This window comes from Micromonospora arida, assembly GCF_042873195.1.
GTDB classification, from domain to species: domain Bacteria; phylum Actinomycetota; class Actinomycetes; order Mycobacteriales; family Micromonosporaceae; genus Micromonospora; species Micromonospora arida.
The window spans coordinates 293,229-309,864 of sequence record NZ_JBIALC010000002.1; the positions used below are offsets into that span (position 1 = coordinate 293,229).

A 16,636-nucleotide genomic window follows, 5' to 3' on the forward strand; every position below is an offset into this window, starting at 1 on the left:
GTGCTGAGATGAACGCGATGACTGACGACACGAAGGCCGGGCCGGACGAACGGCTCAGTTACGAGCAGGCCCGCGCCGAGCTGGCCTCGGTGGTGGAACGGCTGGAGGCCGGCGGCACGTCCCTGGAGGAGTCGCTGGCACTCTGGGAGCGCGGCGAGGCGCTGGCGGTGATCTGTCAACGCTGGCTGGATGGTGCGCGGGCGCGGATCGACGCCGCCCGGCAGGAGCCCGCTTCCTGACCGACCGCCGGTGGGGCGGCCGGAGCCGCCCCACCTCGGTACGTCAGTTGAACAGGCTGTACAGCTCGGCCGGCGCCTCGACGACCTGGTCCGCCGGCGGCTTCTGCGCGGCGGTGGCGGCACCGTAGTCGGAGTAGGTCATCTTGATCTCCTGGGCGGCGGTCTGCCCGGCCGCCGGCAACTGCAGCACCAACTCGCTGAGCCGGCCCTGCGGGTCCACCTTCGCGGTGAACGGGACGGTCTTCGCCTGGGTGCCCAGCGCGGCGATCGTGGCCGCGTTCAACGAGCCCGCCTCGGCGGCCTTGGTGACGTCGATGGTGCCGGCGTACGCGCCGGTGCCGGTGCTGCGGACCTCGGTGATGCCCTGGGTGAGCACCGCACTACCGGCCGGGTCGACCTTCTCGAAGTCGAAGCCGAGGTTGCGGTTGCCCTTGATCCGGTTCTGGTCCAGGTGCTGGTACTTGCCGAGGTTGAGCTGCTTGATTGCGGGCAGGCTGTCGGCGGTGGGGCCGCTCAGCTCCAGCTTGACCCAGCTGTCCGGCTTGAAGTGGACCACGTCGAGCTTCATCGCCAGGTCGGACGAGGGGCCACCGATCGCGATCTTCATCGCCGCGCTCTGGCTCGGCTGGTGCACCAGCCCCTCCGCCGTCGAACCGGCGCCGGCCAGGGTGAACCGGAAGTTCCCGTTGCTGATCTCCTTGGTGGAGTCGAGCAGGGCCTGCTTGGCGTCACCCGCCACCGGAGCACCGGACGCGCTCGCCGTGCCGGACGCACTCACCGTCGGGGACGGCGTCGATCCGGCGGTGCCGGTTCCGCTGGCGCAGGCGGCCAGTGCGGGCGTGATCAGAGCGGCGGCTACCAGGCCGGCGCCGAGTCGTCGAACAGTCATACGTGTCTCCCAAGGGGGTCACCCGACGACCTGGACGGCGCCGGAAACTCCGGCGACGCAGCAGCACCGTCGGCTGCGTCGCGCGACCCGGGCCGAGCAACGCGCCCGGGTCACGCCCTCCTTGTTCCCTGTCGACGGGTCGGACAATCACCCTTCGGGCCTGTTGCCCAGATTCGGCGCCGGCGGGGCCACCCCACCGGGTCGGTCAGCGCAGCGAGCCGGCCAGTTCGCGGAGTTCGTTGTCCCGGGCGTCGCCGACGACGATCACCGTGCGGGTCGGCTCCAGCAGGACCAGCGCCTGCTGGTTTCCCCGGGCCGTGTAGAGCTGCCAGGTGCGCCCGGCCAGCTCGGTGGGGCCCTGCGGCTGGCCCTGACTGGTCAGCTCGGCGGGGAGCAGGCGGTCCGCCGGAACGCTGCTCTGCAGCAGTTGGACGCCCCGCCCCTCCGGCGTGAGGTAGCCGAGTCGCAGGTTCGCACCGTCCTCGACGGTCTGGTAACGGGCGCTGACCGTCTTCCAGTCGCCGCTGAGCCCCTGCGGCTGGCTCACCGGAAAAACGTTCGCCGAACGGGCCTGCTCGATGGCGGGCGCCGGATCGACGGTGGTGGCCTGGTCGCCGCCGAGGAATCCCCGGTAGAACGCCAGCAGCAGCGCGATCGGGACGAGCAGCACCAGCAGCGAGATCGCCATGTCCTTCGGCGACCGCTCGGACTTGCCGGACACCGCCCGGGGCGGTGGGGTCGGGTCGGTTGCGGCGGGCTCACCACCGCGGCCGGCGGGGACGTCGGCCGGCGGCTGACCGTCGGGCGGCGTGCTGTCGGCGGGTACACGGTCGGCTGGCTGTGCGGGTTCCACCCCCTTATCTTCGCAGCCGCCCGACCGGCGGTATCCGGGCCATCACCGCCCCGCGCCGACGCCCGGTCGGCCATCGTGTGAGGATCAGCGACAAAGCCGTCAGTGGGGGCCTCCCCGCCGCCGGTCGTCCCCGCACCGTCGCGAGGAGGAGTAGCCGTCATGACGAACACCAGGACGCGGATCCCACAGGATCTCGACCGAAACCTTGCCCTCGACCTGGTCCGGGTCACCGAGGCCGCGGCGATGGCCGCCGGCCGGTGGGTCGGTCGAGGCGACAAGGAGGGCGGCGACGGGGCCGCGGTCGACGCGATGCGCAAGCTGATCAACTCGATCCAGATGCGCGGTGTGGTGGTGATCGGCGAGGGCGAGAAGGACAACGCCCCAATGCTCTTCAACGGCGAACACGTCGGCGACGGCACGGGCCCGGAGGTGGACGTCGCCGTCGACCCGGTGGACGGCACCACCCTGATGAGCAAGGGCATGCCGAACGCGGTGGCGGTGCTGGCCGTCTCCGAGCGCGGTGCGATGTTCGACCCCAGCGCCGTGTTCTACATGGAGAAGCTCGCCGTCGGGCCGGCGTACGCCGACGTGATCGACATCAACGCCGGTGTGGCGGAGAACCTGCGCCGGATCGCCAAGGTCAAGGGCACCGACGTCTCCGAGGTGACCGTCTGCGTGCTGGACCGGAGCCGTCACGACGACCTGGTCGCGCAGATCCGCCGGACCGGGGCGGGGATCCGGTTCATCTCCGACGGCGACATCGCGGGCTCCATCGCGGCGGCCCGGGGCGAGTCGGACGTCGACGTCCTGATGGGCATCGGCGGTACCCCGGAGGGCATCATCTCCGCGTGCGCGCTGAAGTGCATGGGCGGTGCGATGCAGGCCAAGCTGTGGCCGCGTGACGAGCAGGAGCGGGAGAAGGCGATCGCCGCCGGGCACGACCTGGACCGGGTGCTGGGCACCGACGATCTGGTCACCGGCGACAACTGCTTCTTCGTGGCGACCGGGGTCACCTCGGGCGACCTGCTGCGCGGGGTGCGTTACCGGGCGGGCGGCGCGTACACCCAGTCGATCGTCATGCGCTCGAAGAGCGGCACCATCCGGGTGATCGACTCGTACCACCGGCTGGAGAAGCTGGCGCTCTACTCCGCTGTCGACTTCGACGGTCGTCCGCTGGCCGAGCAGGAGTGACAGCCACCGACACGGCGACCCCGCAGACCCTGTCGGCCGCCCGCCGGATCACCGGCGTCGCGCTGGCGTCGGCCTCCGGGGTCGCGGTGGCGGTGCAGTCGCGCATCAACGGCGAGCTGGGGGTACGCCTCGACGACGGTTTCGCCGCCGCGGTCATCTCGTTCGGCGTCGGTCTGCTGGTGCTGCTGGTGCTGGTGCCCGCGACCCCCGGTGGTCGGCGGGGGCTGGCCGCGACGCGGCGGGCGCTGCGGACCGGCGCGCTGCGGCCTTGGCAGTGCCTCGGCGGGATGTGCGGAGCCTTCCTGGTGGCCACCCAGGGCCTCACCATCGGCACGTTGGGCGTGGCGGTCTTCACCGTGGCGGTGGTCGCCGGTCAGACCGGCAGCAGCCTCGCCGTGGACCGGGCCGGGATCGGGCCGACCGGCCGGCAGCCGGTCACCCGACAGCGGCTGGCCGGCGCGGTGCTCACCGTGCTGGCGGTCGGCCTGGCGGTGGGCGACCGTCTTGGCGACCTGGGCGCGCTGGCGCTGGCCCTGCTACCGCTGCTCGCCGGGGTGGGTATCGCCTGGCAGCAGGCCGTCAACGGCCGGGTCCGAGCGGCGGCCGACAGTGCGTTGACCGCCACCCTTGTCAACTTCGCCGTCGGCACGGTCACCCTGCTCGTCGCGTTCGCGATCGACATCGCCGTACGCGGCTGGCCGGGCGGCGACCTGCCGACCGAGCCGTGGCTCTACCTGGGCGGCCCGATCGGCATCGTGTTCATCGCGATCGCCGCCGCGATCGTCCGCTTCACCGGCGTTCTGCTGCTCGGTCTGGCCACCATCGCCGGGCAGATCGTGGGCGCCGTCCTGCTGGACCTGATCCTCCCCACGGCGGCCTCGCACCCGGGTGTGAAAACCCTGTTCGGGGCGGCGCTGACCTTGGTGGCGGTGCTGATCGCCGCGCTGGCGCCACCCGCTCGCCGCTGACCAGCCGCTCGCCGCTGACCAGCCGCCCGCCGCCGACCAGCGCCCGCCAAGAGTTCAGCCGCACCCCGAAGGTTCACTGCGGCGGCGATTGCGACGGGTACGGCGGATCAGGCACCGTCGGTGGACGCGTGGGGTAGGGCGCAGGCGGATAGGGCCCGTGCGGCGGATAGGGCGCATAGGGCGGGCGCGGCGGGTACCGGCGCTCGAACCCACGGGCCGGGTCCACCAGCCGCGCGATCCGGGTGGCCAGCAGCACGCCCGGCACCGTGGCCAGCAGGGCGAGCGCCACCGCGAACCGGGTCCGCGACGGGGTGCCGTACAGCCAACCGACGAGCGGCAGCCCGGCCAGGAGCGCGGTGAACAGGAGCCCGAGCAGGACCCACCGGACCCATCGGGGCAGCGCACCCTGGTAGGAGCCTCGGACGATCAGGGCCGCCGCCGTCAGGACCCCCAGTGGCAGGACGAGGAACAACAGGGCCAGGGACGTCCCGCTGTCGTCGTCGCGCTCCCACACCGCGGCCAACACGATCCCCGCGACCAGCATCGACGCACTGCCGGCGATCCCCCACCAGCGGGGACCTCCGCCGCGGCGGATCGCCAGGTGGCCGGCGAGCACGGTGACCGCGCAGCCGAGGGTGAGCGCGAGCGCGACGGCGAGCAGCAGGTCGGTTTCGCGGTCGCCGGGTCCGCCACCGCTCAGCCGGCGCGGTTTGTCCCACGACGTGGCGATCTGCCCCTCCTCGAAGAGGAACCCGTCGCGCTGCCAGCCACCGTCGGGCAGGCGGCGCAGAAACCCGTCCCGGCCGTTGGCGACCAGCACCTCGTGACCACCGTTGGTGTGGGGATAGACGACCAGATCGCGGGAGGCGAAGTGCCGGTGGATGTCGCCCGGGTTCGGCGACCGCCGGGCCAACTCCTCGCGCTGCCCGTCGGGCACCTCCCAGGCCACCCGCCAGGTCGCACCGGCGTCGTCACTCTCCTCGACCCGTAGGTGCCCGGTGACGACCCGGTAGCAGCGCCGGGGCTCATCCGCAGCGCACGCCTGTTGTTGCCCGACCTCCTGGCCGGACAGTCGCCGCTGCTCCTCCTCCGTGGCGGGCCGCCAGGTGGTCGCGCCGTCCTCGCTGACCGCCCACTGCCCGTCCGTCGGACCGGCCGGCCAGTCCGATGAGCTGTAGCCGCTGCCGACCGAGATCGCCGGGTGGCCGTCGAGCGTCGCGGTGCTCACTGCGTATGGATAGTGGATCGCGCTGGTCGCGGCCACCGCCAACACCGCCGGTGGCAGCACCACCAGCAGCCGGACCAGCCGGGCGGTCCGTTGACGTACCGGGCGGCGACGTGACCGCGTCCAACTCCACCAGGCCAGGCCGAGTGCCGGCAGGGTGAGCAGGTCGGTCCAGTCGGCCCGGACCAGCGACGGCCCGGCCAGCACGGTCCAGGCCGAGGAGGCGAGCTCGGCGGCGTACCCGCTGGATTTGACGACGGCGAACCCGACGCCCACCGCGACCAGGCCGGCCACCGCGGCGGCCCGGGACGGCAGCCGTGGCACCAGGAGGGTCAGCAGCACCGCGACCAACGGCGGGGCGAGCACCAGGCCGGCGACGTCGCTCAGCTTGCCGGTCACCAGGCCGGGGAAAGCCGCCTTCAGCACATGGTCGTTGACCAGCAGCAGGACCAGCGCGAACACTGTGGCGGGGTGGCAGAGCCAGGACAGCGTGGTGGGTGCGCCGTCCTGCGGTGTCTCGGAGCCCGTCATCCCCTCAGGATCCGGTCGAGCTGTCTCGATCCGGACTCAGGTCGGCCTGGGTCCGGTACCGACGCTCAGCCGGCGTCGGAGGAGTGCCCGGGGAAGAGGTGCGCGCTCGGGTCGATGGCCACTGCCGCGTTGTTGACCGCAGTCGCCGCCTCACCGAAGCCGGTGGCGATCAGCCGGACCTTGCCCGGGTACTCGGTGATGTCACCCGCCGCGAAGACCCGGGGCAGGTTGGTGGCCATCGCGCTGTCGACCAGGATGTGCCGGCGGTCCAGCCGTAGCCCCCACTCGGCGAGCGGGCCCAGGTCGGCCGTGAAGCCGAGGGCGGCCACCACAGTGTCCACCGGCAGCGTCTCGGTCGCGCCGCCGCGCACCGTCACCTCGGCACCGGTCACCACCCCGTCCCCGAGCAGTCTGGTGACCTCGGCGTTGACCACCACCCGCACCGGCAGGGACAGCACCCGGGCGACCGTCGAGGCGTGGGCCCGGAACTTCTCCCGGCGGTGCACCAGGGTCACCGAGCGGGCCAGCGGTTGCAGCGCCAGCGCCCAGTCGAAGGCGGAGTCGCCGCCACCGACGATCAGCACGTCCCGATCGGTCAGCTCGGTCGGCTCGGTCACGAAGTAGACGATCCCGGAGCCGGGGGCGCCGTCGGCGCACGGCAACGGCCGAGGGCTGAAGCTGCCGAGCCCGCCGGTGACCACGATCGCGCCGCACGCAAGCTGCTCGCCACCGGCCAGGCCGAGCACCGGGCGACCGTCGGCGTACGCGAGCTTCTCCGCCCGGGTGCCGAGCAGGTACTGCGGACCGAACGGGGCGGCCTGGGCCACCAGGTTGGCCACCAGGTCGCGGCCCTTGACCGCGGGGAAGCCGGCGACGTCGAGGATCAGCTTCTCCGGGTACATGGCGGTGACCTGACCGCCCGGCTCGGGCAACGCGTCGATCACCGCCACCGACAGCCCTCGGAACCCGGCGTAGTACGCGGCGAAGAGGCCGGCCGGACCGGCCCCGATCACGGCGACATCGACCTCGCGCATGGCGTACCGTCGCTTTCCGCTCACGGATCAACGCGTGCTGATCTCGACCGTAAGCGGGCGGCGACGGTCGGGCAAGCACGTCCCAGAGGCGCGCCGGAGAATCGCCTCAGGGCAGGCTGAGCGTGGACCCCGAGTAGTCCGGGCCGCCCACGGCGGGTCGCCGCCGACGGAACAGGATCGCCGCCACCACCCCGCCGAGCAGGCCGAACAGGTGCCCCTGCCAGGAGATCCGCTCGTCGGTGGGGAGGATGCCGACCAGCTGCCAGCCGTAGAGCAGGCCGACCAGGAGGAAGACCGCGAAGTTCCACCAGCTGCGCTCGACGATGCCCCGGGTGAGCAGGATGCCCAGGTAGCCGAAGATGACACCGCTGGCGCCGACCACCACCGAGTTGGGTGAGCCGGTGAACCACACGCCGAGCCCGCTGACCAGGATGATGATCAGAGTCGACCAGAGGAACCGGCGGGCGCCGGCGGCAAGGACGAAGGTGCCCAGCAGGATCAGCGGGATGCTGTTGCTGTAGAGGTGGTCGAAGCCGTGGTGCAGGAACGGGGAGAAGAAGACCCCGTCCAGCCCGTCGATGCGCTTCGGGATGATGCCGGCGGTGGCGTCCAGGCCGAACGCGAGCCCCTGGTCGACGGCCTCGATGAGGAAGAGGAACGGGACCACCGCGCACATGGCGACGAACGCCCGGCCGAGCGCGGCGTAGAACGCCTCGGTGCCGAACCGGTAGGGGTCGCCGCTTGACGGGTGCAGGGTCACTCCACAACTGCTATCAGCAAAAGCGGCCGACCGCCACTCACGTCCCGTCCGGGTACGCGCGAAGGCGGGGCGGTGAAGAGCCACCTGCCCCGCCTTCGACAGCCGTCAGTAGTGCCCGTTGTTCTGGAAGTAGGTCCAGGCGCCGCAGGGCGTCTTGTACCTGCCCTTGATGTAGCCCAACCCCCACTTGATCTGCGTGGCCGGGTTGGTGCGCCAGTCGGACGCGACGGAGCCCATCTTGCTGCCCGGCAGAGACTGCGGGATGCCGTACGCACCGGACGAGGAGTTGCTGGCCTTGTGGTTCCAGCCACTCTCCTTGGTCCAGAGCTTCTCCAGGCAGGGGAACTCGGCGATGCCGAAACCCGCGCTGATCATCAGGGCGCAGCCGGTCTTGCGGTTGCCGCTGTATTCGGCGCAGGACGCCGGGATCGGCCCGTCGTACGGCTTGGCGGGCGCGTTGGCGGCGGCACGCTCGCGCTTGCGGGACGCCGCGGCGGCCTCGGCCCGGCGGGCCCGCTCGGCGGCCTCCTTGGCGGCCTGCTTCGCCCGCAGCTTGGCCTGGTACTCGGCGGCCCGCTGCTTGGAGAACTGCACCTGGTGGGCGGCCTGCCGCTCGCGCTGGTACGCGAGGTCGGCCCGGTCGACCTCGAGACTGACCTGCTCGGTCAGACCCTGTTGCTGGGTTTCCCGGTCTTCGCCCAGGTAGAAGCCACCGGCAACGCCCACGGAGAGCAGCGCTACAGCAGCCGTACGGGCGCCCAACCGGCTCCACAGCCGACTCACGAAGTGGTCCCTTCGTCGGGAGCAAGGACGTGGCGCGGCGCAGACCACAGGTGGGCCGTCAGCCGTGCCACGAGCGCCCCGACCGGTTGCCGGTCGCGCCGACGCACCGACCTTCGCCGATGTCGTCCGTCTCGGGACGAACGATCGCCAACGATTCCGGTGGTGCATGGACGCTCGTGAGACACGATTGCGCACAGTGAGGCTGATGGGAAACCAACCAGGCCGTTTGTGATCTGCGCCACACCGAAAATGGGGACGAAAACCCACAAAAGGGCCGTCAGATCGGAATGTCCTCCAGAAGGTCGGTGACCATCGCGGCGATCGGCGACCGCTCCGAACGGCTGAGGGTGACGTGCGCGAAGAGCGGATGGCCCTTGAGCGCTTCGATGACAGCCGTCACCCCGTCGTGCCGGCCGACCCGCAGATTGTCCCGCTGGGCCACGTCGTGGGTGAGCACCACCCGGGAGCCCTGCCCGATCCGGGACAGCACGGTCAGCAGCACCCCGCGCTCCAGCGACTGGGCCTCGTCCACGATCACGTAGGCGTCGTGCAGGCTGCGCCCACGGATGTGGGTCAGTGGCAGCACCTCCAGGATGCCCCGCGAGGTGACCTCCTCCAGCACGTTCTCGTGCACCACCGCGCCGAGCGTGTCGAAGACCGCCTGGGCCCACGGCGACATCTTCTCCGACTCCGAGCCCGGCAGGTAGCCCAACTCCTGGCCACCGACGGCGTAGAGCGGGCGGAACACGATCACCTTCTTGTGCCGGCGGCGCTCCATCACCGCCTCCAACCCGGCGCAGAGCGCCAGCGCCGACTTGCCGGTGCCGGCCCGGCCACCCAGCGAGACGATCCCGATCGACTCGTCCAACAGCAGGTCGAGAGCGATCCGCTGCTCGGCCGAGCGGCCGTGCAGCCCGAACGCCTCCCGGTCGCCCCGGACCAGACGTACCGACTTGTCCGGCAGCACGCGACCGAGCGCGGAACCACGCCCCGAGTGCAGCACCAGACCGGTGTGGCAGGGCAGCCCGGCCGCCTCGTCGAGGTCGAGCGTCTCGCCGGCGTACAGCTGGCCGATCTGCTCCTCGCTCAACTCCATCTCCGACATGCCGGTCCAGGTCGGGTCGCTGGCCTGGCCGTGGCGGTACTCGTCGGCACGCAGACCCACCGAGGCCGCCTTGACCCGCAGCGGCATGTCCTTGCTGACCAGGGTCACCTCCCGCCCCTCGGCGGCGAGGTTGAGCGCGACGGAGAGGATCCGGGCGTCATTGCTCTCGGTGCGGAAACCGGGCGGCAGGACGCCGTCGTCGGTGTGGTTGAGCTCCACCCGCAGGGTGCCGCCGACGTCGTTGGCAGGCACCGGGCGGTCGAGTCGGCCGTGCCGAACCCGCAGGTCGTCGAGCATCCGCAACGACTGCCGGGCGAACCAGCCCAGCTCCGGATGGTGCCGCTTGCCTTCCAGCTCGGTGATGACCACCAGAGGTAGCACCACCTCGTGCTCCGCGAACCGGTGGAACGCCGCCGGATCGGAGAGCAGCACCGACGTGTCCAGGACAAAGGCCTGGCCGGCTGGTCGTGGCTCCTTGGGGTCGGCCGGCGCGGTGGCCGCCGAACGGCGGCTCCTGGTGGCTCGGCGGGGCGTGGCAGTCGCGGCCGGGGTCTGGTCGGCACCGGCGATGGTACGGCGAGTCGTCACAGGCCTGCTCCGACGGATGGGCACCCGCCACCCGTGTTCCGCCTCCTCCGGTGCCCGGGGACACGGGGTCGGATGCGGAACCCCATGCGCGAGGTCGCAGATCCGGGCGAACCGGCTGGCTCGGGAGAACCCCGTGCCATGCCTAGACGCTAGCCCCGCCTGACCTTCCCGGCTAGAGGCCGAACGTGGATCTCCCAAGACGCGCTCATGAACAGCCCTCCGCCGACGCCCGCACCAGCCGAAAGGCATTGTCGTGAACGCGGCGGAACCGGCCGGGATGCATGCCCCCTGCGCGCATCCCGGCCGGTGGGGCCACCGTCACCGGTCTGACGTGACCCCGACGGTGCGTGTCCGCCGCGGACGACGCACCGCGCTCGTGGCGCCGGTCGGCGGGGCAGCCCGCCGACCGACCTCACCCGCTACGTCGGACAAGCGTGCCGGTCGGGTGCCGCCCGGTGATCGGGGCGGCCGGCGCGCTGAACGACGAGCCGGTGTACGTGGTGCCAGGGCGTTCGACCGCACCGGCGGAGCGGACCACGCCAGCGGGCGAGACCGACAGGGCCGAGGCGATCGCCGCCTGGGCGTCCCGACGACGCCGGTTCCAGGCGCCCCGGTCACCGTCGAAGTAGCCCTGCCGGTAACCGAAGCGGTAGCCGATGCGGTAGCTGAGCTGCCCGTGCAGACGGCCGGCCGCGTAACTGGTGGCACCGAGCACCAGGACGAGGAACACCGCGAGAAAAGGGCTCATCGGGCAGCTCCGGCCCAGCCGGGACGCCAGGTCATCGCTCCTCCGGCTCGATCGTGGTGGGGTCGGCGACGAGCAGCCGGTCCAGGTCGTCGGTGCTGACCTCCTCGACCAGCTCGACGCTGATCCGGCAGCCGTCCAGCACGACCTCGGCCACCGACGACCGGCGGATCTCGCCGCCGGCGTCGTAGACCCGGACACTCAGCTCCGGGCAGCCGAGATGGGTACGCCACGCGTTCCACTCGGCACGATCACCGACGCTCAGCGACAGGTAGCGGCAGCCTCGGGCCAGGTAGAGGCGCCAGGGGGCGGTAAGCCCCGCGGCGACCCCCTCGGCGATCAGCCCGAAGGCCTGGGCGCGGGTGGCGAGCTCGGTCACCACGACCCCCCGGCACCGGGGGCGTGACGCATGTGAGCACCAATCGTCTCATGCACGTGACACACCGTAGATTGTCCCATGGGCGTGACAGTATCAGCTTTTCGTCCGGTTACGTTTGCCACTACGTTCATCTATTCTGCCCGCGTGACACCCCTCAACAGTGGCACTGACTCGTTTACCGGAAATCCGAACCCCTCGTCACGTCCGCGTGACAGTGGCGAGGCGGGCCGCGCACCCGCAGTCGGCTGGCCGTACCGTCACGGGGTGACCGAGACGGCCAATGCGCGGAAGATCGCCTTCGCCACCTTCGTCCGGCGAGCCCTGGACGAGGCACGGGCGACCCGAGCCTGGAGCGGCACCGAGGTGTCCCGGCGCACCGGCGTCTCCCGGCAGACCATCAACCGCTGGGTCCGGGGCGACTGGGCCAGCGATCCGGAGGCCGAGCGGGTGGTCGCCTTCTGCGAGGGCCTGGGGTTGAACCCGGCCGCCGCCTTCGCCGCGCTCGGCTGGGACCGCGCCGCGACCGGCCCCCGCACCGGCCAGGCCGCCCCTCCGATGGACCCCGACGTGGAGGCGCTGCTGCGCCGTCTGGTCGATCCGCAGGTGTCGGACGCGGAGAAGTTCCACATCCGGGAAACCATCAGATATCTCGCATACCGCCCAACGCTGCCGGTCGATGTCCGAAAAAGGGGCAATCAGGCAGGCTAGTTCCTCAGATAGCGAAAGAACGCCTGGTCAGGTTCATTCGTTTGCCTCCGGGGCTGGAACGGGCACGCTAGCGTCCCTATTCGTACTGCTTGGGCTCGTCATCGGCGGGGGGACGGGACAAGGCCGAACCCAGCCCTGCGGGACAGAAGGAGGGGTCTGTCCATGACCCTGAAGTGGTTGGCAGTCGTGGTCGCAACGGTGTCGGTGACACTGTGGGCGACCGGCAACACGGTGACCCTCGCGGTCGACGGCGGGCAGCTGCCGCTGCTCGTCAACCTCTTTGCGCTCGTCACCGCCGGCACCGCGGTCGTCCTGGCCGTCGTCGCCGAGCTGCACGAGCGTCTGAACAACCGAATCAGCGCGCTCACCGAGTTCCTGGTGGCCCGGCTCACCGAGATCGAGAACCACACCGGCGATCGCAACACCGGGTTCGTGGAGGGCTACCTGTTGAGCCACGGCCAGGAGGCGGCAGTGGTGCCGTTCGGGCGGCGCGGACGAGGAGCCGCCGAACGCTGATCGCGTACCGCTGAATGGGCCCGCTCGGCCAGGAATGAGCCTGGATCGCCGGGGTACGCTGACGCGCGTGCCGCCGTTGAATCTGGGCAATCAGCAGCCGAGAACCCCGTTGAACGCCGACCAGGCCTGGCGGACAACCGCCAGCCGGGCGGCCGGGACCGTGCTCTTCTTCGACTTCGACGGCACGCTCGCGCCCGTCGACGACGATCCGACCGCGGTACGCCCGGCGCCCAAGGCGTTGGCCGCGATCGAGGCGCTCGCCCCGGTCGTGCAGCGGGTCGCGATCGTCTCCGCCCGACCCGTCGAGTTCCTTCGGGATCAGCTCGGCGGGCTCGTCGGCGTGGACCTCTACGGCCTCTACGGGCTGGAGCACAGCCACTCCGGCGGCGAGACAGTCACCGAACCGGCCGCGCTGCCCTGGGTGCCGACCATGGCGGAGCTGGCCGACCTGGCTCGGGCGGAACTGCCGCCCGGCACGCTTGTGGAGTACAAGCGGCTCTCGGTCGCGCTGCACTGGCGTACCGCCCCGCAACTCGGCGCGACCGTGCAGCAGTGGGGGCAGGCACAGGCCGACCGTCTGGGGCTGCGCTCGCAGGCCGGGCGGATGGTGCTGGAGCTCAAGCCACCGGTCGACCGGGACAAGGGCATGGTGATCGGCGAGGCGATCAAGGGCGCCACCGGCGCCTGGTACTTCGGCGACGATGTCTCCGACATCAAGGCCTTCGCCGCGCTGCGCGCTCGCGCCGCCGCCGACCCGGACTTCCTCGGTGTCTGCGTGGCGGTGGCCAACCCGGAGACCGGACAAGAGGTGGCCAACGCCGCCGACCTGACCATCGAGTCGCCGGCCGCCCTGGGCGACTTCCTCACCCGGGCGCTGACCCACCTGCCCTGACCTGATCGGGCGGCGACCGACGACGTCGCCGCCGGGTCAGGCCCCGTAGCGGCGTTGTCTGGTGGCGTACGAGCGCAGGGCCCGCAGAAAGTCGATGTGCCGGAAATCCGGCCAGTTGAGCTCGCAGAAGTAGAACTCCGAGTGCGCGGACTGCCAGAGCATGAAACCGGACAGCCGCTGCTCGCCGCTGGTGCGGATGACAAGGTCCGGGTCGGGTTGGCCCCGGGTGTAGAGGTGCTCGGCGATGTGCTCGACGTCCAGCACCTCGGCCAACTCCTCGATCGTGCCCCCGGTGGCGGCGTGCTCGAGCAGCAGCGAACGGACCGCGTCGGTGATCTCCCGGCGACCGCCGTAGCCCACCGCGATGTTGACCTCCGCGCCGCCGGTGCGCTCGCGGGTGCGCTCCTCGGCGCCCTTGAGCGCCGCCGCGGTCTGCGCCGGCAGCAGGTCGAGCGCCCCGACGATGCGCAGTCGCCAGGGGTTGCCCTCCTCGGAGAGCTCCACCACCAGGTCCTCAATGATCTTGAGGAGCGGGTCCAGCTCGGCGGCCGGACGGCGCAGGTTGTCGGTGGCCAGCAGGTAGAGGGTCACGTGCCCGACGCCGGCCTGGTCACACCAGCCGAGGACATGCTTGATCTTTGCCGCGCCGACCCGGTGCCCGTCGTTCGGGTCGACGAAACCCATCTCCCTCGCCCATCGGCGGTTGCCGTCGCACATCACCCCGACATGCCGGGGCACCGGCTTACCCGCGAGCTTCGCCGTGAGCCGGCGCTCGTACACGGAGTAGATAAGGTTCCGCAGCGTCATCACCTAGCAGCGTAGCGACCCTTCGGCCAGTTCACTGCCTCGGAGCCCCATCCCCACCGCCCAGACCGGCACCGATCAGTGCGAGCGTACGAGCGGTGAGGCGTCCGTCACCCAGTCCCAACTCGACCACGTCGTAGAACACCCGGTCGTCCCGACGGGCGGCCCGGACCGCCGCGTCCACCACCCGTCGTCGCCGGGCCAACCAGGCCGCGACCGAACTATGCCGCAGGTGGGTCCCGAGGCGACGACGCAACCCGTCGGCGTAGCGGCCTGCCGCGCCCTCGGGCGACCGGGCCGCCGCCGACCCGGCGAGCGCGCCGGAGAGCAACGCGTAGAAGATGCCCTCCCCGGTGAACGGATTGATCAGTGACAGGGCGTCCCCGGCGAGCAGGGTGCGCCCTCGCCCCGGCGACGGTCGGTGGGTGGAGAGCGGCAGATGATGCGCGCGCAACGCGGTCACGGTCGCCAGATCGGTGCCGGGCAGCAGAGCGGCCAGTCGGTCCAGCAGGTACGCGCGGCTCAGCGGCTCACCGCGCAGGACCTCCCCGTACCCGACGTTCGCCCGTCCGTCACCGATCGGAAACGACCAGGCGTACGCCGGCCAACGCGCCTTCGAGGTGACGATGAGTTGCTCGGACGGGCCGGGCAGAGCCGGGGCGTACCCCCGGATGGCCAGCGCGAGGTGCCGGTCGGGGTTCGGCTGGTGGCCGAGCGCCCGGCGTACCACCGAACCGGCGCCGTCCGCGCCGATCACCACCCGACCGGACACCTGCCCGTCGAGCACCACCCGGTCCGCGCGCGGCTCGACCTGGCGCACGGTGTGCCGGCGCAGCTGGGCACCGGCGGCCACCGCGGCCGCCACCAGCCGCGCGTCGAAAACCTCCCGGGGCACTGTGTACGCGGGTCGGGGCAGCGCCCGAGCCACCGCACCGCCACCGGGCGAGATCATGCGCAACGCCGGCAGCGGCGCGTAGCCCGCCACCGCCTCGGTCACCCCCAGCTCGGCGAGCACGTCCACCGAGTGCGCGGCGATCCCGTCACCACACGCCTTGTCCCGGGGAAAATCGGCCCGGTCCAGCAGCAGCACGCTGGCACCGGCCCGGCGCGCCGTCAGCGCGGCTGCCGCCCCGGCCGGCCCCGCCCCCACCACCACCACGTCGAACTCGTCGCCCACCATGCGCCTCCCTCCAGTCCGACGGGGCGCGGCCGCTCTCGCCGGGCGACCCGGTCGGCCTTGCGGCCGGCCGCCCGACGATCTCCGCAGCCGTCCCGGCGCCGGCCGCTGTGACCGACGCCACCCGCCATCCTGCCCCCTGCCCGCGCGCGAAGACCGCTCCCGCACCGGGCCGGCCGGTCTCACCCACCCCCCCTTTGCTCTGCACCCGCGGATGCGACGGTCACCGTCCGCGACTGTCGCCTATCGGGGTGCAGAGCAAAGGACGGTGCAGAGCAGAGGAGGGGGGACGGGCAGGTGCTGGGCCGCGGTCGGCCGCCGGGTCGGCACCCAGCGGCGTCGGTGCGGGGCTCCAACCGCGGTCAGGGTCGGGGTTCAGGTCGTGCGTCGTCGGGGGCGCGGGCGGCGCGGCGAAGGCCGTACAGGGTCAGCCCTGCCGCCGCCACCAGGGGGCCTCCGTCGCGGACCAGGCCGTCTACACCCAGCAGCCACCAGCACAGCGGCAGATCCACGGCGAGTACGGCCACAGTGACGACGACCAGCACGCCGCGCGCCCAGTCCTTGCCCCGCATCAGGAACGCGGTGCAGAACAGCACGGCGTAGCTGGCGGTGATGCCCGCGCCGAACCAGAACAGCACGGCCGGCACCGCGGTCAGTCGATCGTCCAGGATGGAGCCTCCGGCTACCAGGGCCGGCACCAGCATCAACGGGCTGTAGGTGAAGGCCGCCACCCGGCTGGTCAACAGCCAGGCGCTGGCCTGTGGTCGGCGTGGCGGGGTCTCCCGCCAGGAGATGCCGTCCCGGTCGATGACGAGGCGTGGACGGTGCCGGACCAGGTGCCCGGCCAACGCCGACGAGCGGTAGAGCAACCAGACCACCGCGACACAGAGCGCCGTGAGAATGGCGAAGCCGAGCAGGCCGGGCAGTGGCGGCACCCCCTGCCGGGGCACGATGAGCCGGCCGACCGCGAAGATCGTGGTGACCGCGAGGATCAGCCCGAACGGGCGGGCCACCGTACGACCCCGTCGCACGTGCCCGATCAGCAGCAGGAAGCCGAACGAGCGCAGCATGGCCCAGCCGGTCCGTACGGCCAGCCCGAATCCCTGTTCCGGGGCGTACCACCAGTTGAGCAGCTCGACCACGACGGTGGCCGCCGCCGTCGTCGCCAGCAGGGTGGTGAGCACCCGGACGGCGGACGGCCGCCGGACCTGGGTCTCGGCGGCCGTCCTCATGAAATCCGATGTTGCCC

General features: G+C 71.7%; 18 protein-coding genes. 6 read left to right on the forward strand and 12 right to left on the reverse strand.

The window, feature by feature from the left end:
- Window positions 1–17: 17 nt before the first annotated feature.
- Complete coding sequence (locus ACFYP0_RS07970) at window positions 18–239, forward strand: exodeoxyribonuclease VII small subunit (RefSeq protein ID WP_030328827.1); 222 nt, start codon at window positions 18–20, stop codon at window positions 237–239.
- A 43-nt stretch (window positions 240–282) separates the two neighbouring features.
- Here the strand turns inward: ACFYP0_RS07970 and ACFYP0_RS07975 are convergent, their stop codons facing one another.
- Together ACFYP0_RS07975 and ACFYP0_RS07980 are read right to left on the reverse strand one after the other, a co-directional pair.
- The gene (locus ACFYP0_RS07975) at window positions 283–1,128 is read right to left on the reverse strand and encodes a hypothetical protein (protein WP_356977956.1); all 846 of its coding nucleotides are present in this window, start codon (window positions 1,126–1,128) and stop codon (window positions 283–285) included.
- A 205-nt stretch (window positions 1,129–1,333) separates the two neighbouring features.
- Window positions 1,334–1,981 carry a DUF4245 domain-containing protein gene (locus ACFYP0_RS07980; RefSeq protein ID WP_386995069.1) on the reverse strand — a complete coding sequence of 216 codons (648 nt, stop codon included), beginning with the start codon at window positions 1,979–1,981 and terminating at the stop codon, window positions 1,334–1,336.
- Between the two features lie 159 nt (window positions 1,982–2,140).
- On the opposite strand from ACFYP0_RS07980, the gene glpX reads away from it, so the two are divergent.
- Window positions 2,141–3,172, forward strand: a complete 1,032-nt coding sequence (glpX, locus tag ACFYP0_RS07985) for a class II fructose-bisphosphatase (protein ID WP_091394313.1) — start codon at window positions 2,141–2,143, stop codon at window positions 3,170–3,172.
- Window positions 3,169–4,140, forward strand: coding sequence for a DMT family transporter (locus ACFYP0_RS07990; RefSeq protein WP_356977954.1), 972 nt, complete (start codon window positions 3,169–3,171; stop codon window positions 4,138–4,140). Before glpX ends, ACFYP0_RS07990 begins: the two co-directional genes overlap by 4 nt.
- Window positions 4,141–4,213: 73 nt before the next feature.
- Here ACFYP0_RS07990 and ACFYP0_RS07995 read toward each other — a convergent pair whose 3' ends face one another.
- The 7 genes from ACFYP0_RS07995 to ACFYP0_RS08025 form a co-directional block, all read right to left on the reverse strand.
- Entirely contained in the window at window positions 4,214–5,896 is a 1,683-nt protein-coding gene (locus ACFYP0_RS07995) for a hypothetical protein (RefSeq protein ID WP_386995072.1), read from the reverse strand.
- 65 nt (window positions 5,897–5,961) lie between these two features.
- Complete coding sequence (locus ACFYP0_RS08000; protein ID WP_112730527.1) at window positions 5,962–6,930, reverse strand: NAD(P)/FAD-dependent oxidoreductase; 969 nt, start codon at window positions 6,928–6,930, stop codon at window positions 5,962–5,964.
- 106 nt (window positions 6,931–7,036) lie between these two features.
- Window positions 7,037–7,690 carry a rhomboid family intramembrane serine protease gene (locus ACFYP0_RS08005; protein WP_386995074.1) on the reverse strand — a complete coding sequence of 218 codons (654 nt, stop codon included), beginning with the start codon at window positions 7,688–7,690 and terminating at the stop codon, window positions 7,037–7,039.
- A gap of 105 nt (window positions 7,691–7,795) precedes the next feature.
- Entirely contained in the window at window positions 7,796–8,473 is a 678-nt protein-coding gene (locus ACFYP0_RS08010) for an aggregation-promoting factor C-terminal-like domain-containing protein (RefSeq protein ID WP_124854369.1), read from the reverse strand.
- Between the two features lie 277 nt (window positions 8,474–8,750).
- Window positions 8,751–10,166 (reverse strand): PhoH family protein, encoded by a 1,416-nt coding sequence (locus ACFYP0_RS08015; protein WP_112581923.1) that lies wholly within the window; start codon window positions 10,164–10,166, stop codon window positions 8,751–8,753.
- Window positions 10,167–10,578: 412 nt separating this feature from the next.
- Window positions 10,579–10,914, reverse strand: a complete 336-nt coding sequence (locus ACFYP0_RS08020; RefSeq protein WP_124854368.1) for a hypothetical protein — start codon at window positions 10,912–10,914, stop codon at window positions 10,579–10,581.
- 31 nt (window positions 10,915–10,945) lie between these two features.
- Entirely contained in the window at window positions 10,946–11,290 is a 345-nt protein-coding gene (locus ACFYP0_RS08025; RefSeq protein WP_030328857.1) for a hypothetical protein, read from the reverse strand.
- A 264-nt stretch (window positions 11,291–11,554) separates the two neighbouring features.
- On the opposite strand from ACFYP0_RS08025, the gene ACFYP0_RS08030 reads away from it, so the two are divergent.
- The 3 genes from ACFYP0_RS08030 to otsB all read left to right on the forward strand — a co-directional run bounded on the left by ACFYP0_RS08030 (window position 11,555) and on the right by otsB (window position 13,406).
- The gene (locus ACFYP0_RS08030; protein ID WP_124854367.1) at window positions 11,555–11,998 is read left to right on the forward strand and encodes an XRE family transcriptional regulator; all 444 of its coding nucleotides are present in this window, start codon (window positions 11,555–11,557) and stop codon (window positions 11,996–11,998) included.
- A 162-nt stretch (window positions 11,999–12,160) separates the two neighbouring features.
- Window positions 12,161–12,514, forward strand: a complete 354-nt coding sequence (locus ACFYP0_RS08035) for a hypothetical protein (RefSeq protein WP_124854366.1) — start codon at window positions 12,161–12,163, stop codon at window positions 12,512–12,514.
- 67 nt (window positions 12,515–12,581) lie between these two features.
- Window positions 12,582–13,406 (forward strand): trehalose-phosphatase, encoded by an 825-nt coding sequence (gene otsB / locus ACFYP0_RS08040; protein WP_124854365.1) that lies wholly within the window; start codon window positions 12,582–12,584, stop codon window positions 13,404–13,406.
- Between the two features lie 36 nt (window positions 13,407–13,442).
- On the opposite strand, the gene ACFYP0_RS08045 is transcribed toward otsB, so the two are convergent.
- The 3 genes from ACFYP0_RS08045 to ACFYP0_RS08055 form a co-directional block, all read right to left on the reverse strand.
- Entirely contained in the window at window positions 13,443–14,213 is a 771-nt protein-coding gene (locus tag ACFYP0_RS08045; RefSeq protein ID WP_091394347.1) for an isoprenyl transferase, read from the reverse strand.
- A gap of 31 nt (window positions 14,214–14,244) precedes the next feature.
- Window positions 14,245–15,390 carry a geranylgeranyl reductase family protein gene (locus ACFYP0_RS08050; RefSeq protein ID WP_356977947.1) on the reverse strand — a complete coding sequence of 382 codons (1,146 nt, stop codon included), beginning with the start codon at window positions 15,388–15,390 and terminating at the stop codon, window positions 14,245–14,247.
- Between the two features lie 359 nt (window positions 15,391–15,749).
- Window positions 15,750–16,619, reverse strand: a complete 870-nt coding sequence (locus tag ACFYP0_RS08055) for a hypothetical protein (RefSeq protein WP_356977945.1) — start codon at window positions 16,617–16,619, stop codon at window positions 15,750–15,752.
- Window positions 16,620–16,636 lie beyond the last annotated feature (17 nt).

Excerpts from the sequence above, each read along its gene's own strand:
- glpX (WP_091394313.1), top strand. The coding sequence starts at position 2,141 with ATGACGAACACCAGGACGCGGATCCCACAGGATCTCGACCGAAACCTT.
- ACFYP0_RS08000 (WP_112730527.1), bottom strand. The coding sequence starts at position 6,930 with ATGCGCGAGGTCGATGTCGCCGTGATCGGGGCCGGTCCGGCCGGCCTC.
- ACFYP0_RS08045 (WP_091394347.1), bottom strand. The coding sequence starts at position 14,213 with ATGACGCTGCGGAACCTTATCTACTCCGTGTACGAGCGCCGGCTCACG.
- ACFYP0_RS08050 (WP_356977947.1), bottom strand. The coding sequence starts at position 15,390 with ATGGTGGGCGACGAGTTCGACGTGGTGGTGGTGGGGGCGGGGCCGGCC.
- ACFYP0_RS08055 (WP_356977945.1), bottom strand. The coding sequence starts at position 16,619 with ATGAGGACGGCCGCCGAGACCCAGGTCCGGCGGCCGTCCGCCGTCCGG.
- ACFYP0_RS08035 (WP_124854366.1), top strand. The coding sequence starts at position 12,161 with ATGACCCTGAAGTGGTTGGCAGTCGTGGTCGCAACGGTGTCGGTGACA.
- ACFYP0_RS07975 (WP_356977956.1), bottom strand. The coding sequence starts at position 1,128 with ATGACTGTTCGACGACTCGGCGCCGGCCTGGTAGCCGCCGCTCTGATC.
- ACFYP0_RS07995 (WP_386995072.1), bottom strand. The coding sequence starts at position 5,896 with ATGACGGGCTCCGAGACACCGCAGGACGGCGCACCCACCACGCTGTCC.
- ACFYP0_RS08020 (WP_124854368.1), bottom strand. The coding sequence starts at position 10,914 with ATGAGCCCTTTTCTCGCGGTGTTCCTCGTCCTGGTGCTCGGTGCCACC.
- ACFYP0_RS07970 (WP_030328827.1), top strand. The coding sequence starts at position 18 with ATGACTGACGACACGAAGGCCGGGCCGGACGAACGGCTCAGTTACGAG.